This window comes from Nocardia sp. MDA0666 (assembly GCF_003023875.1).
Taxonomy (GTDB): domain Bacteria; phylum Actinomycetota; class Actinomycetes; order Mycobacteriales; family Mycobacteriaceae; genus Nocardia; species Nocardia aobensis.
Genome location: NZ_PYHT01000013.1, coordinates 56,226 through 70,898, shown reverse-complemented (window position 1 = coordinate 70,898; position 14,673 = coordinate 56,226). Strand labels below are relative to the sequence as shown.

General features: G+C 68.5%; 14 protein-coding genes. 5 read left to right on the top strand and 9 right to left on the bottom strand.

Features of this window, described 5'->3' with window-relative positions; translation table 11 throughout:
* Positions 1-70: 70 nt before the first annotated feature.
* Entirely contained in the window at positions 71-1,435 is a 1,365-nt protein-coding gene (locus C8258_RS19125; RefSeq protein ID WP_106956364.1) for an FAD-binding oxidoreductase, read from the bottom strand.
* A gap of 71 nt (positions 1,436-1,506) precedes the next feature.
* Here C8258_RS19125 and C8258_RS19120 point away from each other — a divergent pair, with 71 nt between their 5' ends.
* Positions 1,507-2,418, top strand: a complete 912-nt coding sequence (locus C8258_RS19120) for a LysR family transcriptional regulator (RefSeq protein ID WP_106956363.1) — start codon at positions 1,507-1,509, stop codon at positions 2,416-2,418.
* Positions 2,419-2,539: 121 nt separating this feature from the next.
* On the opposite strand, the gene C8258_RS19115 is transcribed toward C8258_RS19120, so the two are convergent.
* The gene (locus C8258_RS19115; protein WP_106956362.1) at positions 2,540-3,433 is read right to left on the bottom strand and encodes a LysR family transcriptional regulator; all 894 of its coding nucleotides are present in this window, start codon (positions 3,431-3,433) and stop codon (positions 2,540-2,542) included.
* Between the two features lie 90 nt (positions 3,434-3,523).
* Between C8258_RS19115 and C8258_RS19110 the strand changes: the two genes are divergently transcribed.
* Together C8258_RS19110 and C8258_RS19105 are read left to right on the top strand one after the other, a co-directional pair.
* Complete coding sequence (locus tag C8258_RS19110; protein ID WP_106956361.1) at positions 3,524-4,366, top strand: oxidoreductase; 843 nt, start codon at positions 3,524-3,526, stop codon at positions 4,364-4,366.
* 13 nt (positions 4,367-4,379) lie between these two features.
* Positions 4,380-5,003 carry a DUF1579 family protein gene (locus C8258_RS19105; protein ID WP_233225200.1) on the top strand — a complete coding sequence of 208 codons (624 nt, stop codon included), beginning with the start codon at positions 4,380-4,382 and terminating at the stop codon, positions 5,001-5,003.
* Between the two features lie 30 nt (positions 5,004-5,033).
* Here the strand turns inward: C8258_RS19105 and C8258_RS19100 are convergent, their stop codons facing one another.
* From C8258_RS19100 to C8258_RS19085, 4 genes are all read right to left on the bottom strand, one after another.
* Positions 5,034-5,822 (bottom strand): amino acid ABC transporter ATP-binding protein, encoded by a 789-nt coding sequence (locus C8258_RS19100; RefSeq protein WP_106956359.1) that lies wholly within the window; start codon positions 5,820-5,822, stop codon positions 5,034-5,036.
* Entirely contained in the window at positions 5,819-6,769 is a 951-nt protein-coding gene (locus C8258_RS19095) for an amino acid ABC transporter permease (RefSeq protein ID WP_036500610.1), read from the bottom strand. The genes C8258_RS19100 and C8258_RS19095 overlap by 4 nt, the downstream gene beginning before the upstream one ends.
* Before the next feature lie 6 nt (positions 6,770-6,775).
* A complete protein-coding gene (locus C8258_RS19090; RefSeq protein ID WP_233225191.1) occupies positions 6,776-7,684 on the bottom strand; it encodes an ABC transporter substrate-binding protein in 909 nt (302 codons plus the stop codon).
* Between the two features lie 152 nt (positions 7,685-7,836).
* Positions 7,837-8,919, bottom strand: a complete 1,083-nt coding sequence (locus C8258_RS19085; protein ID WP_106956443.1) for an isocitrate/isopropylmalate dehydrogenase family protein — start codon at positions 8,917-8,919, stop codon at positions 7,837-7,839.
* A gap of 169 nt (positions 8,920-9,088) precedes the next feature.
* Here C8258_RS19085 and C8258_RS19080 point away from each other — a divergent pair, with 169 nt between their 5' ends.
* Both C8258_RS19080 and trxA read left to right on the top strand, forming a co-directional pair.
* Complete coding sequence (locus C8258_RS19080; RefSeq protein WP_106956357.1) at positions 9,089-9,610, top strand: 2'-5' RNA ligase family protein; 522 nt, start codon at positions 9,089-9,091, stop codon at positions 9,608-9,610.
* Between the two features lie 76 nt (positions 9,611-9,686).
* Positions 9,687-10,052 (top strand): thioredoxin, encoded by a 366-nt coding sequence (trxA, locus tag C8258_RS19075; protein WP_062998952.1) that lies wholly within the window; start codon positions 9,687-9,689, stop codon positions 10,050-10,052.
* Between the two features lie 90 nt (positions 10,053-10,142).
* On the opposite strand, the gene C8258_RS19070 is transcribed toward trxA, so the two are convergent.
* The 3 genes from C8258_RS19070 to polA all read right to left on the bottom strand — a co-directional run bounded on the left by C8258_RS19070 (position 10,143) and on the right by polA (position 14,544).
* Positions 10,143-10,571, bottom strand: coding sequence for an alpha-isopropylmalate synthase regulatory domain-containing protein (locus tag C8258_RS19070; protein ID WP_036500539.1), 429 nt, complete (start codon positions 10,569-10,571; stop codon positions 10,143-10,145).
* Between the two features lie 406 nt (positions 10,572-10,977).
* A complete protein-coding gene (locus C8258_RS19065; protein WP_106956356.1) occupies positions 10,978-11,622 on the bottom strand; it encodes a bifunctional 2-polyprenyl-6-hydroxyphenol methylase/3-demethylubiquinol 3-O-methyltransferase UbiG in 645 nt (214 codons plus the stop codon).
* A gap of 111 nt (positions 11,623-11,733) precedes the next feature.
* Complete coding sequence (polA, locus tag C8258_RS19060; RefSeq protein WP_106956442.1) at positions 11,734-14,544, bottom strand: DNA polymerase I; 2,811 nt, start codon at positions 14,542-14,544, stop codon at positions 11,734-11,736.
* Between the last annotated feature and the right edge of the window lie 129 nt (positions 14,545-14,673).

Here is a 14,673-nt window from a genome sequence, read left to right as displayed (position 1 = left end):
TATTGAAGTGATATCACGACGATAGCGCAGCGATACTCCCCGCGACAAGGGTCCGGGTCGCCGGAGCGGCTCAGGCGGGCCGGATGTTGCGGTTGAAACGGAACAGGTTGGCCGGGTCGTATGCGGACTTCAGCGCTTGCAGCCGGTCGTAGGTTCGCGCGACGTATCCGGCGCGGGTCTGGTTCTCGTCGGCCCACTCCCCGGCGCCGTACAGGAAGTTCAGATTGTGGCCGATCGTCCACGGCGCCAACGCCTTCGCGACCACCTCGTGGAAGCCCCGCTGATCGGGGCCGTCCGAGTTCGGCATCGTGATGATGCGCGCGTTGTATTCGGCCTCCCGGTGATCCATCGCGATACCCGCCGGACCCGGGCGGCGCAGCGCACCGCCGAGATGGCGGAAGCCCGCCACCGCCGCGACCGGCGCCTCGGGGCCGGTGACATCGAGGAAGGCCGACGCCGCATCCGCGGTCAGATCCGACAGCAGGGCATTGGTGGCGGTATAGGCGTGCGGGAAACTCGGGTCGCGGTAGATGCCGTGCGTATCGCTGTACGGCATAGTTCGCAGATCGTCGGCGAGCCGGGCACCCACCTCACGCAGCGGCCGGACCAGCCGCTCACCGTCGGCAGCCGACCCGGTGAAGGCGATGTTGACGGTGGCCAGGTAGCGCCCGCGCAGCGGTTCCGGGATCGCCGGGACGTCGGGCATCGTCATCATGGTGATCGCCGAGGTCATCTCCTCGGGGACCTCGGCGGTCCACTGCCGCCACGCCTCGAGCGCGGGTTCGACCAGCGGGGTGTCGAAGGTGAGCTGTCCGCCGTAGACCTCGGTGATCGGGAACAGTTCGAGCTCCATACCGGTGACCACACCGAAGTTACCGCCGGATCCCAGTGCGGCACCGAACAATTCGTCGCTGGCCGCGAGACGGCGCAGCCGCCCGTCGGCCGTCACCAGCTCCAGGGCGCGGACGTGGTCGGCGGCGTAGCCGAAGGTGCGCGCCAGAATGCCGAGCCCCCCACCCAGGTGATAGCCGACCACGCCGACCGAGGGCGAGGAGCCGTTCAGCGGCGCCAGACCGTGCGCGACCGCCGCCGCGATCAGCGCCTCGGCCTGCACACCGGCGGCCACCCAGGCGGTGCGGGCTTCCGGATCGACGCGCAGGTCGGTCATCCGGCGCGTGCTGATCAGCACACCGCCCGCGGCCGGCACCGAGAGCCCGTGGCCGGTCGCCTGGACCGCGACGGGCAGCCCGTGCCGGGCGGCGAATTCCACGGCCGCGCGCACATCCTCGGCGTGGACCGCGCCGACGACGAGGTCCGGCCGGTGCGTGTAGGCGGTCTGGAAGCCGGAGACCTCGGCGTCGTAGCCGTCCGCACCCGGGCGGAAGACCGGGCCGGTGACGGTGGGCAGTTCGGCGGGGAAGGTCGAGTTCGTCATGTCCTGAACTCTGCCGCCGGGCGAATGAGAAGTAAAACAGATAGTTCTTCTCGATACTAGAATGAACAGTTATGGAACTGCGGCAGTTGCGCTACTTCGTCACCGTCGCCGAGGAGGCGAATTTCACCCGGGCGGCCCAGCGGCTACATCTGGCGCAGCCCGGTCTCTCGGCGCAGATCCGGCAGCTGGAACGGGAATTGGGTCAGCCGCTGCTGGACCGGTCGGGACGCACCGTGACACTGACCCCCGCCGGAGCCGCCGTACTGCCGTACGCCCGATCGGCATTGGCTGCGGCACAACAGATCTCGTTCACCGTCGACGAGTTCACCGGATTGTTGCGCGGGCAGGTCCGAATCGGCCTGATCTCCGGGGCGGCGACCGAGGAGTTCGACGTCGCGACGGTCCTGTCGGCATTCCACCGGGATCATCCGCAGGTCGGCATCACCCTCACCGAGGACACCACGGACCGGATGCTCGCCGCGCTGGCCCACGGCGAACTCGATATCGCCCTGGTCGGGCTGACCGGCGCGGAACTCGACGAACGCCTGACCGTCGACGTCGTCTTCGAGACGCGCCTGGCCGCGGCCGTGGCGCGCGACGACCACGAATTCGGATCGCGGATCGCGCTGGCCGAGTTGCGCGAGCGCTCCCTGATCTGCCTGCCGCGCGGCACCGGAATTCGCGGCGTGCTCGAACGTTGCTGCGCCACCGCGGGATTCACGCCGAGAATCGAGTTCGAGGCCGCCGCGCCGCCACTGCTCGTTCAACTCGCGGCCGGTGGACTGGGAATCGCCGTGGTTCCGGCCCTCGACGCCGCCCAAGCCGAGGCCGCGGGAGTCCGGATGATCGAGATCACCGATCCGCAGATGCACGGACAGCTCGGCCTGGTCTGGCGTTCGGATCGACCGGCGGCGCCGGCCGCGAAGGTCCTGCTCGGGCAGTTGCGCATCGCCCTGGGCCGCGGCAAGCCGGCGCACCGCTGAGGCTGGTCCCGCGAATGCCGGCCCTCGGAAACCGAGGTGTCTGCCGACCCGAGGCCGGCGCGACGACGTCCCGATTCGGCGGGCACAGCTGCGAGCCGAGCCGCTCGCACCCGCTGACGGCTCATCCGGCGCCGACCGCCGAGCGGCACGCGTCGATATATCCGCGGACGAGCGGGCGGGACTCGCCGCGCCGCCACGCCAGCGCCAGTTCGCTCGGACCGATGCCGCGTACCTCGCGGGCCACCACGCCCTCGTGGGCGATGAGCGGAACATTGCCCGCCGCGAGGAGCACCACACCGTCACCGTTCAGTAATGCCTCGTAGGTTTCCTCGGTGCTGGAGATCACCGCCCCGATGATCGGGGCGCGGCCGCCACGCGCGTCGAGGGCCAGCCAGTAGTCGCGCAACTCGGCCGCCGACTCCGGCAGCGCGAGGAACGGTTCATCGAGCAGATCTGCGAAATCCACCACCGAATGCGCTGCGAGAGGGTGATTTTCGGGCAGCGCCACCATGCGCGGTTCGCGCGCCACCACGATCCAGTCGTAGCGGTCCGGCTGGGCCAGTGGCAGCCATACGAAGGCGACATCGGCGCCGGCATCGGCCAATCCGGCGGTCGGATCGGACCAGCCCAGTTGACGCAGCGCGGGTTTCGCATGCGGGAACGCGGTGGCGAACCGGGACCTCACGGCCGGCAGTAAACCGCGCCCCGGGCTGGTACTGATCCCGATGGTCACGGTGGCATGCTGGCCGGCCTTCGCGGCCTCCACCTCGGCCCGCGCGCTGTCCCAGTCCGCCGACAACTTTCGCGCATGCGGCAGCAGCGTCCGGCCCACCGGAGTGAGGCGGACCGACCGGCCGTCGCGATCGAACAGTGGCGCCCCGATCTGGCGTTCCAGAGCGCGGATCTGCTTCGACAGCGCGGGCTGGGAGATGAACAGAGCCTCGGCCGCACGGGTGAAGTTCAGTTCGTCGGCGACGGCGACGAAGTACCGCAGATCACGTCCGTGCACATCCATAACCAATGGTTATAGCGAAAGGTCTTGGACTCCACCACTGGGGACAGGCAAGGATTTCTCTCGTACCCAGAACTATCGAGGAGAGTTTCCGTGAGCACAGGCAAGGTCTGGCTGATCACCGGCGCCAGTAGCGGTTTCGGACGCGCGATCGCCCAGGACGCGATCGACGCCGGCGATATCGTCGTCGCGGTCGCCCGCCGCACCGCCGCGCTGGACGATCTGGTGGCCGCCCACCCCGATCGCATCGAGGCCGTCGCGCTCGACGTCACCGACACCGACCGCGTCGACGCGGTCGTCACCGATGTGATCGCCCGCTACGGCCGCATCGACGTGCTGGTCAACAATGCCGGGCGCACCCAGGTCGGCGCGGTGGAGGAAACCACCGACCGGGAACTGCGGGACCTGTTCGACCTGCACGTCTTCGGTCCCGCCGCCCTCACCCGTGCCGTCCTGCCGCAGATGCGCGCCCAGGGCAGCGGAGCGATCGTGATGATGAGCAGTGTGGGCGGTCAGATGTCGTTCGCCGGTTTCTCCGCCTACAGCGCCACCAAATTCGCGCTGGAGGGACTGTCGGAGGCGCTGGCCGACGAGGTGGCACCGTTCGGCATCCGGGTGCTCGTCGTCGAACCCGGCGCCTTCCGCACCGGCCTGTTCGGTTCCGGCGCAGCCTATTTCAGTGCCGAATCCGACGCCTACACCGACACCGCGGGTAAGACCCGCCGCATGATCGAGGGCGGCGACGGCACCCAGCCCGGCGACCCGGCCAAGGCCGCGGCCGCCATCCGCGCCGCCCTCGAGGCCGAGCGCACCCCGCTGCGGCTGCCGCTGGGCAGCGATTCGGTCGACACCCTGCTCGGCCACCTGGACTCCGTGCGCGCCGAAATCGGCGAGTGGGAGAAGCTCGCCCGCGCAACGGCTTTCGACGAGGACTGAGGTGCCGATCGTGATGAGGTCACTGCGGTGGCGCCTGGCACCCGTCCTGATCGCCGTCGCCGCGCTCACGGCGGCCTGCGGCGGTTCCGATTCCGAGCCGGCCGCCTCGCCCACCGTGACGGCGGTCGCCCATGAGGATGCCGGCCACACCCGGCTCGACCGCCTGGTCGGCGAATGGTCGGTCGAGAAGTCCACCTATGTGGCCGGCGGCACCCCCGACCATCCGCTGGTCGCGCACGGCGCCGTATCGCGCTGGCACTGGATCACGAAGACCGGCAACAACTTCCTGCAGGAGGAGGTCGAGGGCACGCTCGGCGACAAGCCGTACTACCGGCAGGGCACGCTCGGCTACTCGCCCACCGACGACCGTTACGAATGGTCGACCGTGGACAGCGTGACGCCGATGATGATGACCTACCGCGGCGCGAAGAACAGCGGTGCCGCTGCCGATATCGTCATGACCGGAGATTTCACCGATCCGGGCATCCTCGGTCCCGCCAACGCCGGCAAGACCACGCCGATGCGGACCGTGATCCGGTTCGAATCACCCGACCGGACGGTCATGGAGATCTTCTTCACCCCGGCCGGCGGTGCGGAGGTTCAGGCCGATCGGGTCGTGCTCACTCGTCGCACCTGACGGCGGCACAGCACGAGTTCCGTTTCCGCACTACAGGATTCGGGACAGGAAGGCCTGGGTTCGCTCGTGTTGCGGATTCGCCAGCACCTCGCGCGGATTCCCGGCCTCCACCACCACTCCCCCGTCCATGAACACCAGCTGGTCGGCGACCTCGCGGGCGAAACCCATTTCGTGCGTGACGACCACCATCGTCATGCCCGATTGCGCCAATTCGCGCATGACCGTGAGGACTTCGCCGACCAGTTCGGGATCCAGGGCCGAGGTGGGCTCGTCGAACAGCATCAGCTTCGGATCCATCGCCAAGGCGCGGGCGATGGCGACGCGCTGCTGCTGTCCACCCGACAGCTGCGCGGGATAGGCATCGGCCTTGTCCGCCAAGCCGACTCGATCGAGCAGTTCCCGAGCGCGAGCGACCGCCTTGGAGCGAGAGATCTTCTTCACGTGAATCGGCGCCTCGACCACATTCGCCAGTGCGGTGCGATGCGGGAACAGATTGAAATGCTGGAACACCATGCCGACGTCGCGGCGCTGGCGCGCGGACTCCCGCGGACGCAGTTCGTAGAGTTTTCCCCCGCGCTCGCGATAGCCGACCAGATCGCCGTCGACGTAGAGCCGCCCGGCATTCACCCGTTCCAGATGGTTGATACAGCGCAGAAAGGTCGACTTGCCGGAGCCGGACGGGCCGATCAGGCACATCACCTGCCCGCGCGCGACCTCGAGCGACACCCCCTGCAACACCTGCAGCGCACCGAAGTTCTTGCACACCCGCTCGGCGCGGATCATGGGGACATCGGCCGAAGCAGCCGTGGCGCTGCTCATTTGCCGGCCTCCGTGGTCTGCTGGGTGGTGGCCAGTGCGCGCAGCTGCCGCCCGGTCAACTGCCGCGTCACCCCGCGCGAGTAGTACCGCTCGAGATAGAACTGGCCGACCATCAGCACACTGGTGATCGCCAGATACCAGGTCGCGCTGACCAGCAGCAGCGGGATCGGCTGGAAGTTGATGCCGTAGATATCGCGGGCGCGACCGTACAGATCGGTGGTCAGCGGGATCGCGGTGACCAGTGAGGTGGTCTTCAACATGGAGATCAGCTCGTTGCCGGTGGGCGGGATGATCACCCGCATCGCCTGCGGCAACACCGTGCGCCGCATGGTCTGCCCCCACGACATGCCCAGCGCCACCGACGCCTCGCGCTGCCCCTCACCCACCGAATTGACTCCGGCACGCACGATCTCGGCCATGTAGGCGGCCTCGTTCAGTCCCAGGCCGATCATGGCGAAGATGAACGGCTGCGACCAGTCCTGCACATCCCACTGCACGAAACTGGGCCCGCCGAACGGGATTCCGAGTTGAATCGATTTGTACAGCGCCGGGAACAGGCCCCAGAAGACGAGCTGGATGTACACCGGGGTGCCGCGGAAGATCCACAGATACACCCACGACACCGACCGCAGTACCGGATTGGGCGACAGCCGCATCACCGCGAGGATCACACCGAGCACGACGCCGATCGCCATCGCCAGCACGGTCAGTTCGAGGGTGACCACCGCACCCTCGGATATCCGCCGATCGAACAGATACTTCCCGTAGGTGTCCCAGCGATAGGCCGGGTTGGTGGCGGCACCGTAGACGAACAGGCCGAGCAGGATCAACAGCACCGCCGCGGCGATCCAGCGTCCCGGCCGCCGCAGCGGTACGGCCTCGATCGGCTCCGGCATCGATGCCTCGGGCGGCCCGGCCTGCGAGCCGGCGGGGGGTTGCGCGGACATGTGCACTCAGCCTTTCGCGCCGTTGATGACCGACGTGGTGATCGCACCGGCTTCCACGCCCCAGTTCTGGGCGATGGTGCGATAGACGCCGGAATCGATCAGATGCTGCAGCGCCGCTTGCAGCACCGGGGCCAGCGGCGATCCCTTCGGCACCGGCCAGCCGTAGGGTTCGGCCTCGAACACCGGACCCGCGGCCTCGATGGTGTCGGGATTGCGCTTGATCGCGTACGCGGTGACCGGGGAATCGGCGGACATGGCGTCCACCTGGCCGAGGACCAGTGCGGTGGCCGCCGCACTCTGTTCGTCGTAGGACATCTTGTGGATCTCGGGCTTGCCGGCATCGGTGCAGGCCTTCGATTTCGCCGGGATCTCGTCGATGTCCTCGGTGGTGGTGCGCTGCACGGCGACCTTCTTGCCGCAGGCGTTGTTCGGATCGATGGGACGGCCCTTGCGTTGGGCCCACTGGATGCCGGCGGAGAAGTAGTCGACGAAGTCGACGGTCTTCTCCCGCGTCAGGTTGTCGGTGAACGACGACATGCCCACATCGACGGTGCCGGCCTCGATCGCGGGGATGATCTTCTCGAAGTCGGCTTCCTGATAGTCGGCGCGCACACCGAGCACACCCGCGACCGCGTCCATCAGGTCGACGTCGAATCCGATGATCTGCCCGGTGTGCGGATCCCGGTACTCGTTGGGCTGATACGGAACGTTCACACCGACCACGAGCCGTCCGGCCTGCGCGATCTTCGGCGGCAGCTGCGCGGCGATCGACTCGACCTTCGTCACCGGCACCTTGGGCACCTTGGGCGATTCGTCCTCGGTGTTGTCCGCACATCCCGCTGCCAGCACCGCCGCACCGACGATCACGCACGCGGCTCGCAGGATGTACCCGCGGGCGCCGAGTCGAACTGACACGCGGCCCTCCGTATTCGCGCGATCCGCCACCGTGGGCGAGTCGCCGTGTAGCAATGCAGCCATTCGAAAATCTAGGCGATCGGCACGGGATGCGCCGGTCGGTTACCGAAGGTTAATGCGCGCCGCGACCGGCGGCAGGGGTACACGCCGATTCACCGGCGATGCACCCGCGCCCGGACCTGCTCGGTGAATTCACTGGTCGAGGCCAGTCCACCGAGGTCGGCGGTGGCGATGCCGGCCGCCAGGGTCGCCGCCACCGCACGCTCGATCCGGTCGCCGGCGCCGAGCAGCGCCGGATCGCCGTCACGGGTGCCCAGCCAGCGCAGCAGCATCGCGGCCGACAGTTGCAGGGCACCCGGATTCGCCCGGTTGCGTCCCGCCAGCGCGGGAGCCGCGCCGTGCACCGCCTGCGCCATCGCCTTGTCGGCCGAGCAGTTCAGCGAGGCCGCCAGGCCCAGCGAACCGGCGAGTTCCCCCGCGAGGTCGGAAAGTATGTCGCCGAACAGGTTCTCGGTCACCAGGACGTCGTAGTCACCGGGCGCCCGGACCAGATGGGCCGCCGCGGCGTCGACATGTTCGTCGTCGACCTCGACGCCCGAGTATCCGGCGGCCACCTCCGAGCACACGTCGCGGAACAGACCCATCGTCATCGGCAGCACATTCGCCTTGTGCACGATCGTCAACCGGCCGCGCCGGGCCGCCGCGAGCGCGCAGGCCTGATGCGCGATGCGTTCGCAGGCGGCTCGGGTGATCACGGCCACGGCCATCGCCACATCGGCGGTGGGCCGGAATTCGCCCGAACCGGCGAACATGTTGCGGTCGGCGTAGAAGCCCTCGCTGTTCTCGCGCACGATCACCAGATCGATGTCCTTCGCGGCCGCCCGCACGCCCGGAAAGGTCCGAGCCGGGCGGATATTCGCGTACAGGCCGAAGCGTTTGCGGATCGCCCCGCCCGGCGGAGCCCCGATGCGGTGATGCGGCGCGTAGGAGGCGTTGTCGTGCGGGCCGAGAATCCAGGCGTCGAGGTCGTCGAGAGCGGACAGCGTGGTCTCCGGGAGGGGTTCCCCGCATTCGGCGATGGCCGCATGACCGATCGGCAGTTCGACCCAGTCCGGCGTCGGCGCGCCGGCCGCCGCGAGCGCCTCGTCCACCACCGCCCGGGTCGCCGGTACCACCTCCGGTCCGATGCCGTCGCCCTCGATCAGCCCGAGCCGCACCACCCGCCGCGAATCCACCGCGCTCACTCCTCTGCTCGCACCCCGTCCCGGCCGGTCCGCGGCCCGGCACACCGGGTCACCCTATGGGGTGGCGCGTCACCGAGCCCACCGCGGGCCCTGGACCGCCGGCCGAAGTCGGGTAATCGACGCACCGCACGCGATCCCCGCGCGTAAGTTGACCTGAATCATGGTGCAGTCGGTGGAACTGGTACTCGACGAGGCGGCGGAGGCCGAGATTCGCCGGCAGTGGCGCATGCTGGCCGAGGCCGGAATGCACAGTCCCACACCGGAACACCGGCCGCACATCACCGTCGCGGTCGCCCGCGAGATCTGGCCCCGGCTGGACCGGACGCTGGCCGCCCTCCCATTCCGCCCGCTGCCGATCCGGCTCGGCGGGCTGCTGATATTCGGCGCCCGCCATCCCATTCTGGTACGGCTGGTGGTGCCCACCGAGGACCTGCTGACGATGCAACGGTGCATCGCGGCGGTCGTCGATGGGTGCCCCGGCGTTCCGGCGAACATGTGCCCGGACGCGTGGACCCCGCACGTGACGCTGGCACGGCGGCTGAGACCGGAGCACTGGCCCGCGGCGATCGACGCGGTGGCCGGCGAACGGGATTTTGCGGCTACCGTGGTGGGTATTCGGCGGTGGGACGGTGATCGGCGGATCGAGTGGCCGATCGCCTCAGGGGGTGGGGCCCACGGTTGAGCCGCGGACGCCGGCCACACGGAAGATATGCGCAGCGTCCCGCGTTGCACCGCAGACAACGACACGAGAGGAACCCATGGCCACCCAGACCCTGACCGCGCAGAACTTCGACGAGATTGTGACCGGAAACGACGTCGTCCTCGTCGATTTCTGGGCCGATTGGTGCGGGCCCTGCAAGGCGTTCGCGCCTACTTTCGAGGCGTCCTCGGAACAGCATCCCGATGTCGTCCACGGCAAGGTCGACACCGAGGCCGAGCAGAGCCTCGCCGCCGCCGCCAACATCCGCTCCATCCCCACGATCATGGCCTTCCGCGAGGGTGTCCTGGTCTTCGCGCAGCCGGGCGCACTGCCGCCGGCCGCGCTCGAGGATCTGGTCTCCCAGGTGAAGGCGCTCGATATGGAAGAGGTGCGCAAGCAGCTCGCCGAACAGCAGCAGAGCTGACCCGCCCGAACCGGTGCCGCATCCCCATTCCTCACGAAACGGGATGCGGCACCGGCCTTTTCGCGTGTCGGCTCGGTTGCCGAGCTCGGCTCAGTTCCCGAGTTTGTTGATGCCGGCGATCATGGCCCGGACGGTCGACTCCGGCCCGTCTCCGGCGAGCGCGGCGCCCCAGCCACGGCGGCCGTTGCATTCGCACTGCACGAAGGTGGCGGTGCCGCTGCCGGTGCGCCGCTGGTGGAACTGCAGAATCTCCACCGGATAGCCCTCGTCGTAGAGCGCCGAGGTCAGCGCGGCGACCGGGCTACCGGCGGACACCACGGTCCGCGCATGTCCGGCCAGTTCGATGGTGGCGGTATAGGTCGCCCGCTGTTCGGCCCGCGCCCAGTCGCTGAGCTTGACCGGGCCGGTGTGCGCACAGTAGCGGTCGTAGAACTCCGCGGGCGTCAGGTCGGCGGATTCGGCGCGCAGCCCCTTGGGCGCGGCCGCGATGAAGTCATGTGTATCGATAGTGATCGTCATTGGACTAGGTCTTCCCGAAGCTTTGTCGTTGGTCGGATGACAGAGGGGACCAGCGCAAACACTTGTCAACGGCCGCAGCGAGGGGGCCGGTCCGAATCAGCTCCCGCTACGGCGAGGTACTACGAGAAGTCGCGCCGCAGCCACCATCGCGGTAAGCGGAAGGAGCACCACGCGGTCGCGGTCGGCGACGTTGCGCGCGGCGCTGTGGCTTGCGGCGGGATTCGGCACGGCTTCGAGAATATGGACTCGTCGCGACGATGGCAACAATATTGCGGCGGAACCAACGAGTAACTTCGTCACATTTTCGAGTGAACGATATGCCAACGGACAGTGCCGTGGTGAGCGCCGCATTCGCGCAGGCCACAGCGGGTCCACAGGATGTGCCGCGGACAGGTTCGGCGTGTCGTCACCGGGGTTGCGCGGGTTTGTCCCACCGCAACAGATAGCGCCAGAACACCAGTCGGCGCACCCGCGCGCCCGGCAGGATGTCGCGCGCCCGGCGGGCTACCTCGCGCGTGGTGAGTGGCGGATCGAGCACGACCGGCATCGCCACATGCGTGGGTTCATGTGCGTACCAGGCTCCGCGGCCCGTCGCGCGCAGCGTCGCGAAGGCCAGGCCGAAGACGCGTTGCGCGAGTGCCGCCGTGACTTCGGCGGGCAGTTCACGCAGTGGATCGGCCCGCGGCAGCGCGATCACCGCGAGTACCCCGCCCGGCCGCAGCGTGTGCGCGAGCCGCGGCAGCACCTGTTCGAGAGGCATGTGATGGAGGGTGGTGAGCGATACGACGGCGTCGTAGGCGGCCTCCGGCAGCGGATGCTCGAGTATGTCGGCCTGCGCGCAGGCGACGTTCTCCGGGACGACGCGGCGGGCCGCCTCGATCATCTCCGCCGACCGGTCCACCGCGTCGACCCGATCGGCACGCCGCGCCAGCTCGGCCGCCAAAGTGCCCGCCCCGCAACCGACTTCGAGGATCCGCTCACAGTGCTGTGGCAGCTGCCGCAGCAGCGTCCGGTGATAGAAGGCGTTGTGATCCCAGTTCCATCTACTCACCGCGCCACCCTACGATGCAGCCGGGAGACCGCCCACCGCCACGCGCGGACGCGGACACCCTCGTCCGCGGCGCGAGATGCCGTGCGAGACCGAGCTCGCTCCGGGCCCCGATCAGTGCGCGGCCGAGTCCCAGCTGCGGCCTACACCGACGGAGACCTCGAGCGGCACCGACAGGTCGATGGCGCTCGACATCTGTTCGCGGGCAAGTGATTCCAGTGCCTCCCGCTCACCCGCGGCGACCTCGAAGACGAGTTCGTCGTGGATCTGCAGCAGCATGCGCGAACGCAGGCCCGCCTCCGCGATGGCGGCCTGGGTGTTGATCATCGCGACCTTGATGATGTCGGCGGCGGTGCCCTGGATGGGCGCGTTGAGCGCCATCCGCTCGGCGGCCTCGCGGCGCTGGCGGTTGCTGGAATCCAAGTCGGGCAGATAGCGGCGACGGCCGAACAGCGTCTCCGTATAGCCGACCTTGCGCGCCTGATCCACCGCGTCGCGCAGATAGTCACGAATCGCGCCGAAACGGGAGAAATAGACCTCCATCTGCGCCTTCGCCTCCTCGGCGCTGATCCGGAGTTGCTGTGAGAGCCCGTACGCGGACAAACCGTAGGCCAGGCCGTAGGACATCGCCTTGATCCGGCGGCGCATCTCCGGGTGCACATCGGCGATCGGGATGTCGAAGGCCTTGGACGCGACGAAGCTGTGCAGGTCCTCGCCGGAGTTGAACGCCTCGATCAGCCCGGCGTCCTTGGACAGGTGCGCCATGATCCGCATCTCGATCTGGCTGTAGTCCGCCGTCATCAGCGATTCGTAGCCGGGGCCGACGACGAAGGTGTCGCGAATGCGCCGGCCCGTGTCGGTGCGGATCGGGATGTTCTGCAGATTCGGCTCGGTCGAGGACAACCGGCCGGTGGCGGCGATGGTCTGGTTGAACGTGGTGTGGATGCGGCCGTCGTCGGCGACCGACTTCAGCAGCCCGTCCACGGTGACCTTGAGGCGGGTGGCGTCGCGGTGCGCAAGCAGATGTTCGAGGAAGGGATGCTGGGTCTTCTCGAACAGCGACTCGAGCGCGTCGGCGTCAGTGGTGTAACCGGTCTTGGTCCGCTTCGTCTTGGGCATATCCAGCTCGTCGAACAGCACCACCTGCAACTGTTTCGGCGAACCCAGGTTGATCTGTTTACCGATCACCTCGTAGGCCGCTTCCGCGGCCGAGGCCACCCGGTCGGCGAATTCGCGCTGCAACTCGTCCAGTTTGTCGCAGTCGACGGCGATGCCGGCGTGCTCGAGTTCGGCCAGCACACCCAGCAGCGGCAGTTCCATCTCGGTGAGCAGCGGCACGGATTCGATGCGGTCCAACTCGGTGTCGAACGCCTCGGCCAGGTCGGCCACCGCGCGGGCACGCAGGATCTCGGCCTGAGCCAGTTCGGTGTCGACCTGGTCCTCATCGTCGAGCAGCGACAGCTGGGCGTCCTCGGCGGCTTCGACCCGCAACTCCCGCGACAGGTACCGCAACGACAGATCGTCGAGGTTGAAGGTGCGCTGTCCGGGGCGGACCAGATAGGCCGCGAGCGCGGTGTCGCTGGTGAGCCCGGCCAGCCGCCAGTTGCGCCCGCGCAGGGCGTGGACGGCCGCCTTGGCCTCGTGCACGGCCTTCGGGGTCTCGGCGTCGGCGAGCCAGCGACCGAGGGCGAGTTCGTCCTCGGGGGTCAGCGCGACCACGTCGAAGTAGCCGCCCTCCCCGTCGGCGGCGGCGATCGCGATCGCCTTCACATCACCCTGCACGGGCGTGGTCGTCCCCACGATCGAAACGCCGTGGCGTGCACCGGCTTTCGCATGCTCGGCCAGCCAGTCCGCAGCGGCGCCGGGCGCGACCGGGCCGCCGCTGATCTCGAAACCGCTCTCGGCCTCCGGCTCCGGCGGCGCCAGCGTCTCGAACAGCCGGTCCCGCAGCACCCGGAACTCGAGATCGTCGAACAGGCGGTGGATCTTGTCGCGATCCCACGGCTGCTGGGCCAGCTGCTCCGGGGTGTAGGGCAGCGGAACATCCTTGACCATCTCGGTGAGCTGCCGGTTGAGCACCACGCTGGACAGGTTCTCGCGCAGCGCGTCGCCGACCTTGCCGCGCACCTCGTCGACCTGCTCGACCAGGGACGGCAGATCGCCGAATTCGCGAATCCACTTGGTCGCCGTCTTCTCCCCCACGCCCGGAATACCAGGCAGATTGTCACTCGGGTCGCCACGCAGGGCCGCGAAATCCGGATACTGGGCCGGGGTCAGGCCGTACTTCTCCTCGACCGCCTCCGGTGTGAACCGGGTGAGCTCGGAGACGCCCTTCTTCGGGTACAGCACGGTGACATCGGGATTGACCAGTTGCAGCGAATCCCGGTCGCCGGTGACGATGAGCACCCGGAAACCTTGCGGCACAGCCTGAGTCGCGAGGGTGGCGATGATGTCGTCGGCCTCGTAGCCCTCGATGGCCATCACCGGGATGCCGAGCGCGCCGAGCACCTCCTGGGTGATCTCCACCTGTCCGCGGAATTCGTCAGGAGTGGTGATGCGGTTGGCCTTGTACTCCGGAAAGGCCTCGACCCGGAAGGTCTTCCGGCTGACGTCGAACGCGGCCGCCACATGGGTCGGCCGCTCGTCGCGCAGCAGGTTGATCAGCATGGCGGTGAAGCCGTAGACGGCATTGGTGGTCTGCCCGGTGACGGTCTTGAAGTTCTCCGCCGGTAGCGCGTAGAAGGCGCGGTAGGCCAGGGAATGGCCGTCCAGCAACAACAGCGTGGGACGCTCGCCGGGGGCACCCGCCACCGTACTGCCGGCTTTCGGCGCTGCCGCTGCGGCGGTGGTGGACGACACACTGCCCTGACGCTGATCGGTGGAGGCTGGAGTCACGGCACAGAGTCTAGGGACAAGCACCGACATCCCCGGCCACCGGGCACGGACCGGCATGTGTCGCGATCGGATTCGCCCACACGGATCTGCCCGCCCGCTGTCACGCAGGCCACACCCGCCCCATGGACCGGCAGCTAACTCGTGCCCACGCTCGACCGT

Bases quoted from the DNA above. Each gene is read 5' to 3' on its own strand.
- polA (WP_106956442.1), bottom strand. From the start codon at position 14,544: ATGTCGGTGCTTGTCCCTAGACTCTGTGCCGTGACTCCAGCCTCCACC.
- C8258_RS19100 (WP_106956359.1), bottom strand. From the start codon at position 5,822: ATGAGCAGCGCCACGGCTGCTTCGGCCGATGTCCCCATGATCCGCGCC.
- C8258_RS19070 (WP_036500539.1), bottom strand. From the start codon at position 10,571: ATGACGATCACTATCGATACACATGACTTCATCGCGGCCGCGCCCAAG.
- C8258_RS19095 (WP_036500610.1), bottom strand. From the start codon at position 6,769: ATGTCCGCGCAACCCCCCGCCGGCTCGCAGGCCGGGCCGCCCGAGGCA.
- C8258_RS19105 (WP_233225200.1), top strand. From the start codon at position 4,380: ATGAGGTCACTGCGGTGGCGCCTGGCACCCGTCCTGATCGCCGTCGCC.
- trxA (WP_062998952.1), top strand. From the start codon at position 9,687: ATGGCCACCCAGACCCTGACCGCGCAGAACTTCGACGAGATTGTGACC.
- C8258_RS19080 (WP_106956357.1), top strand. From the start codon at position 9,089: ATGGTGCAGTCGGTGGAACTGGTACTCGACGAGGCGGCGGAGGCCGAG.
- C8258_RS19125 (WP_106956364.1), bottom strand. From the start codon at position 1,435: ATGACGAACTCGACCTTCCCCGCCGAACTGCCCACCGTCACCGGCCCG.
- C8258_RS19115 (WP_106956362.1), bottom strand. From the start codon at position 3,433: ATGGATGTGCACGGACGTGATCTGCGGTACTTCGTCGCCGTCGCCGAC.
- C8258_RS19120 (WP_106956363.1), top strand. From the start codon at position 1,507: ATGGAACTGCGGCAGTTGCGCTACTTCGTCACCGTCGCCGAGGAGGCG.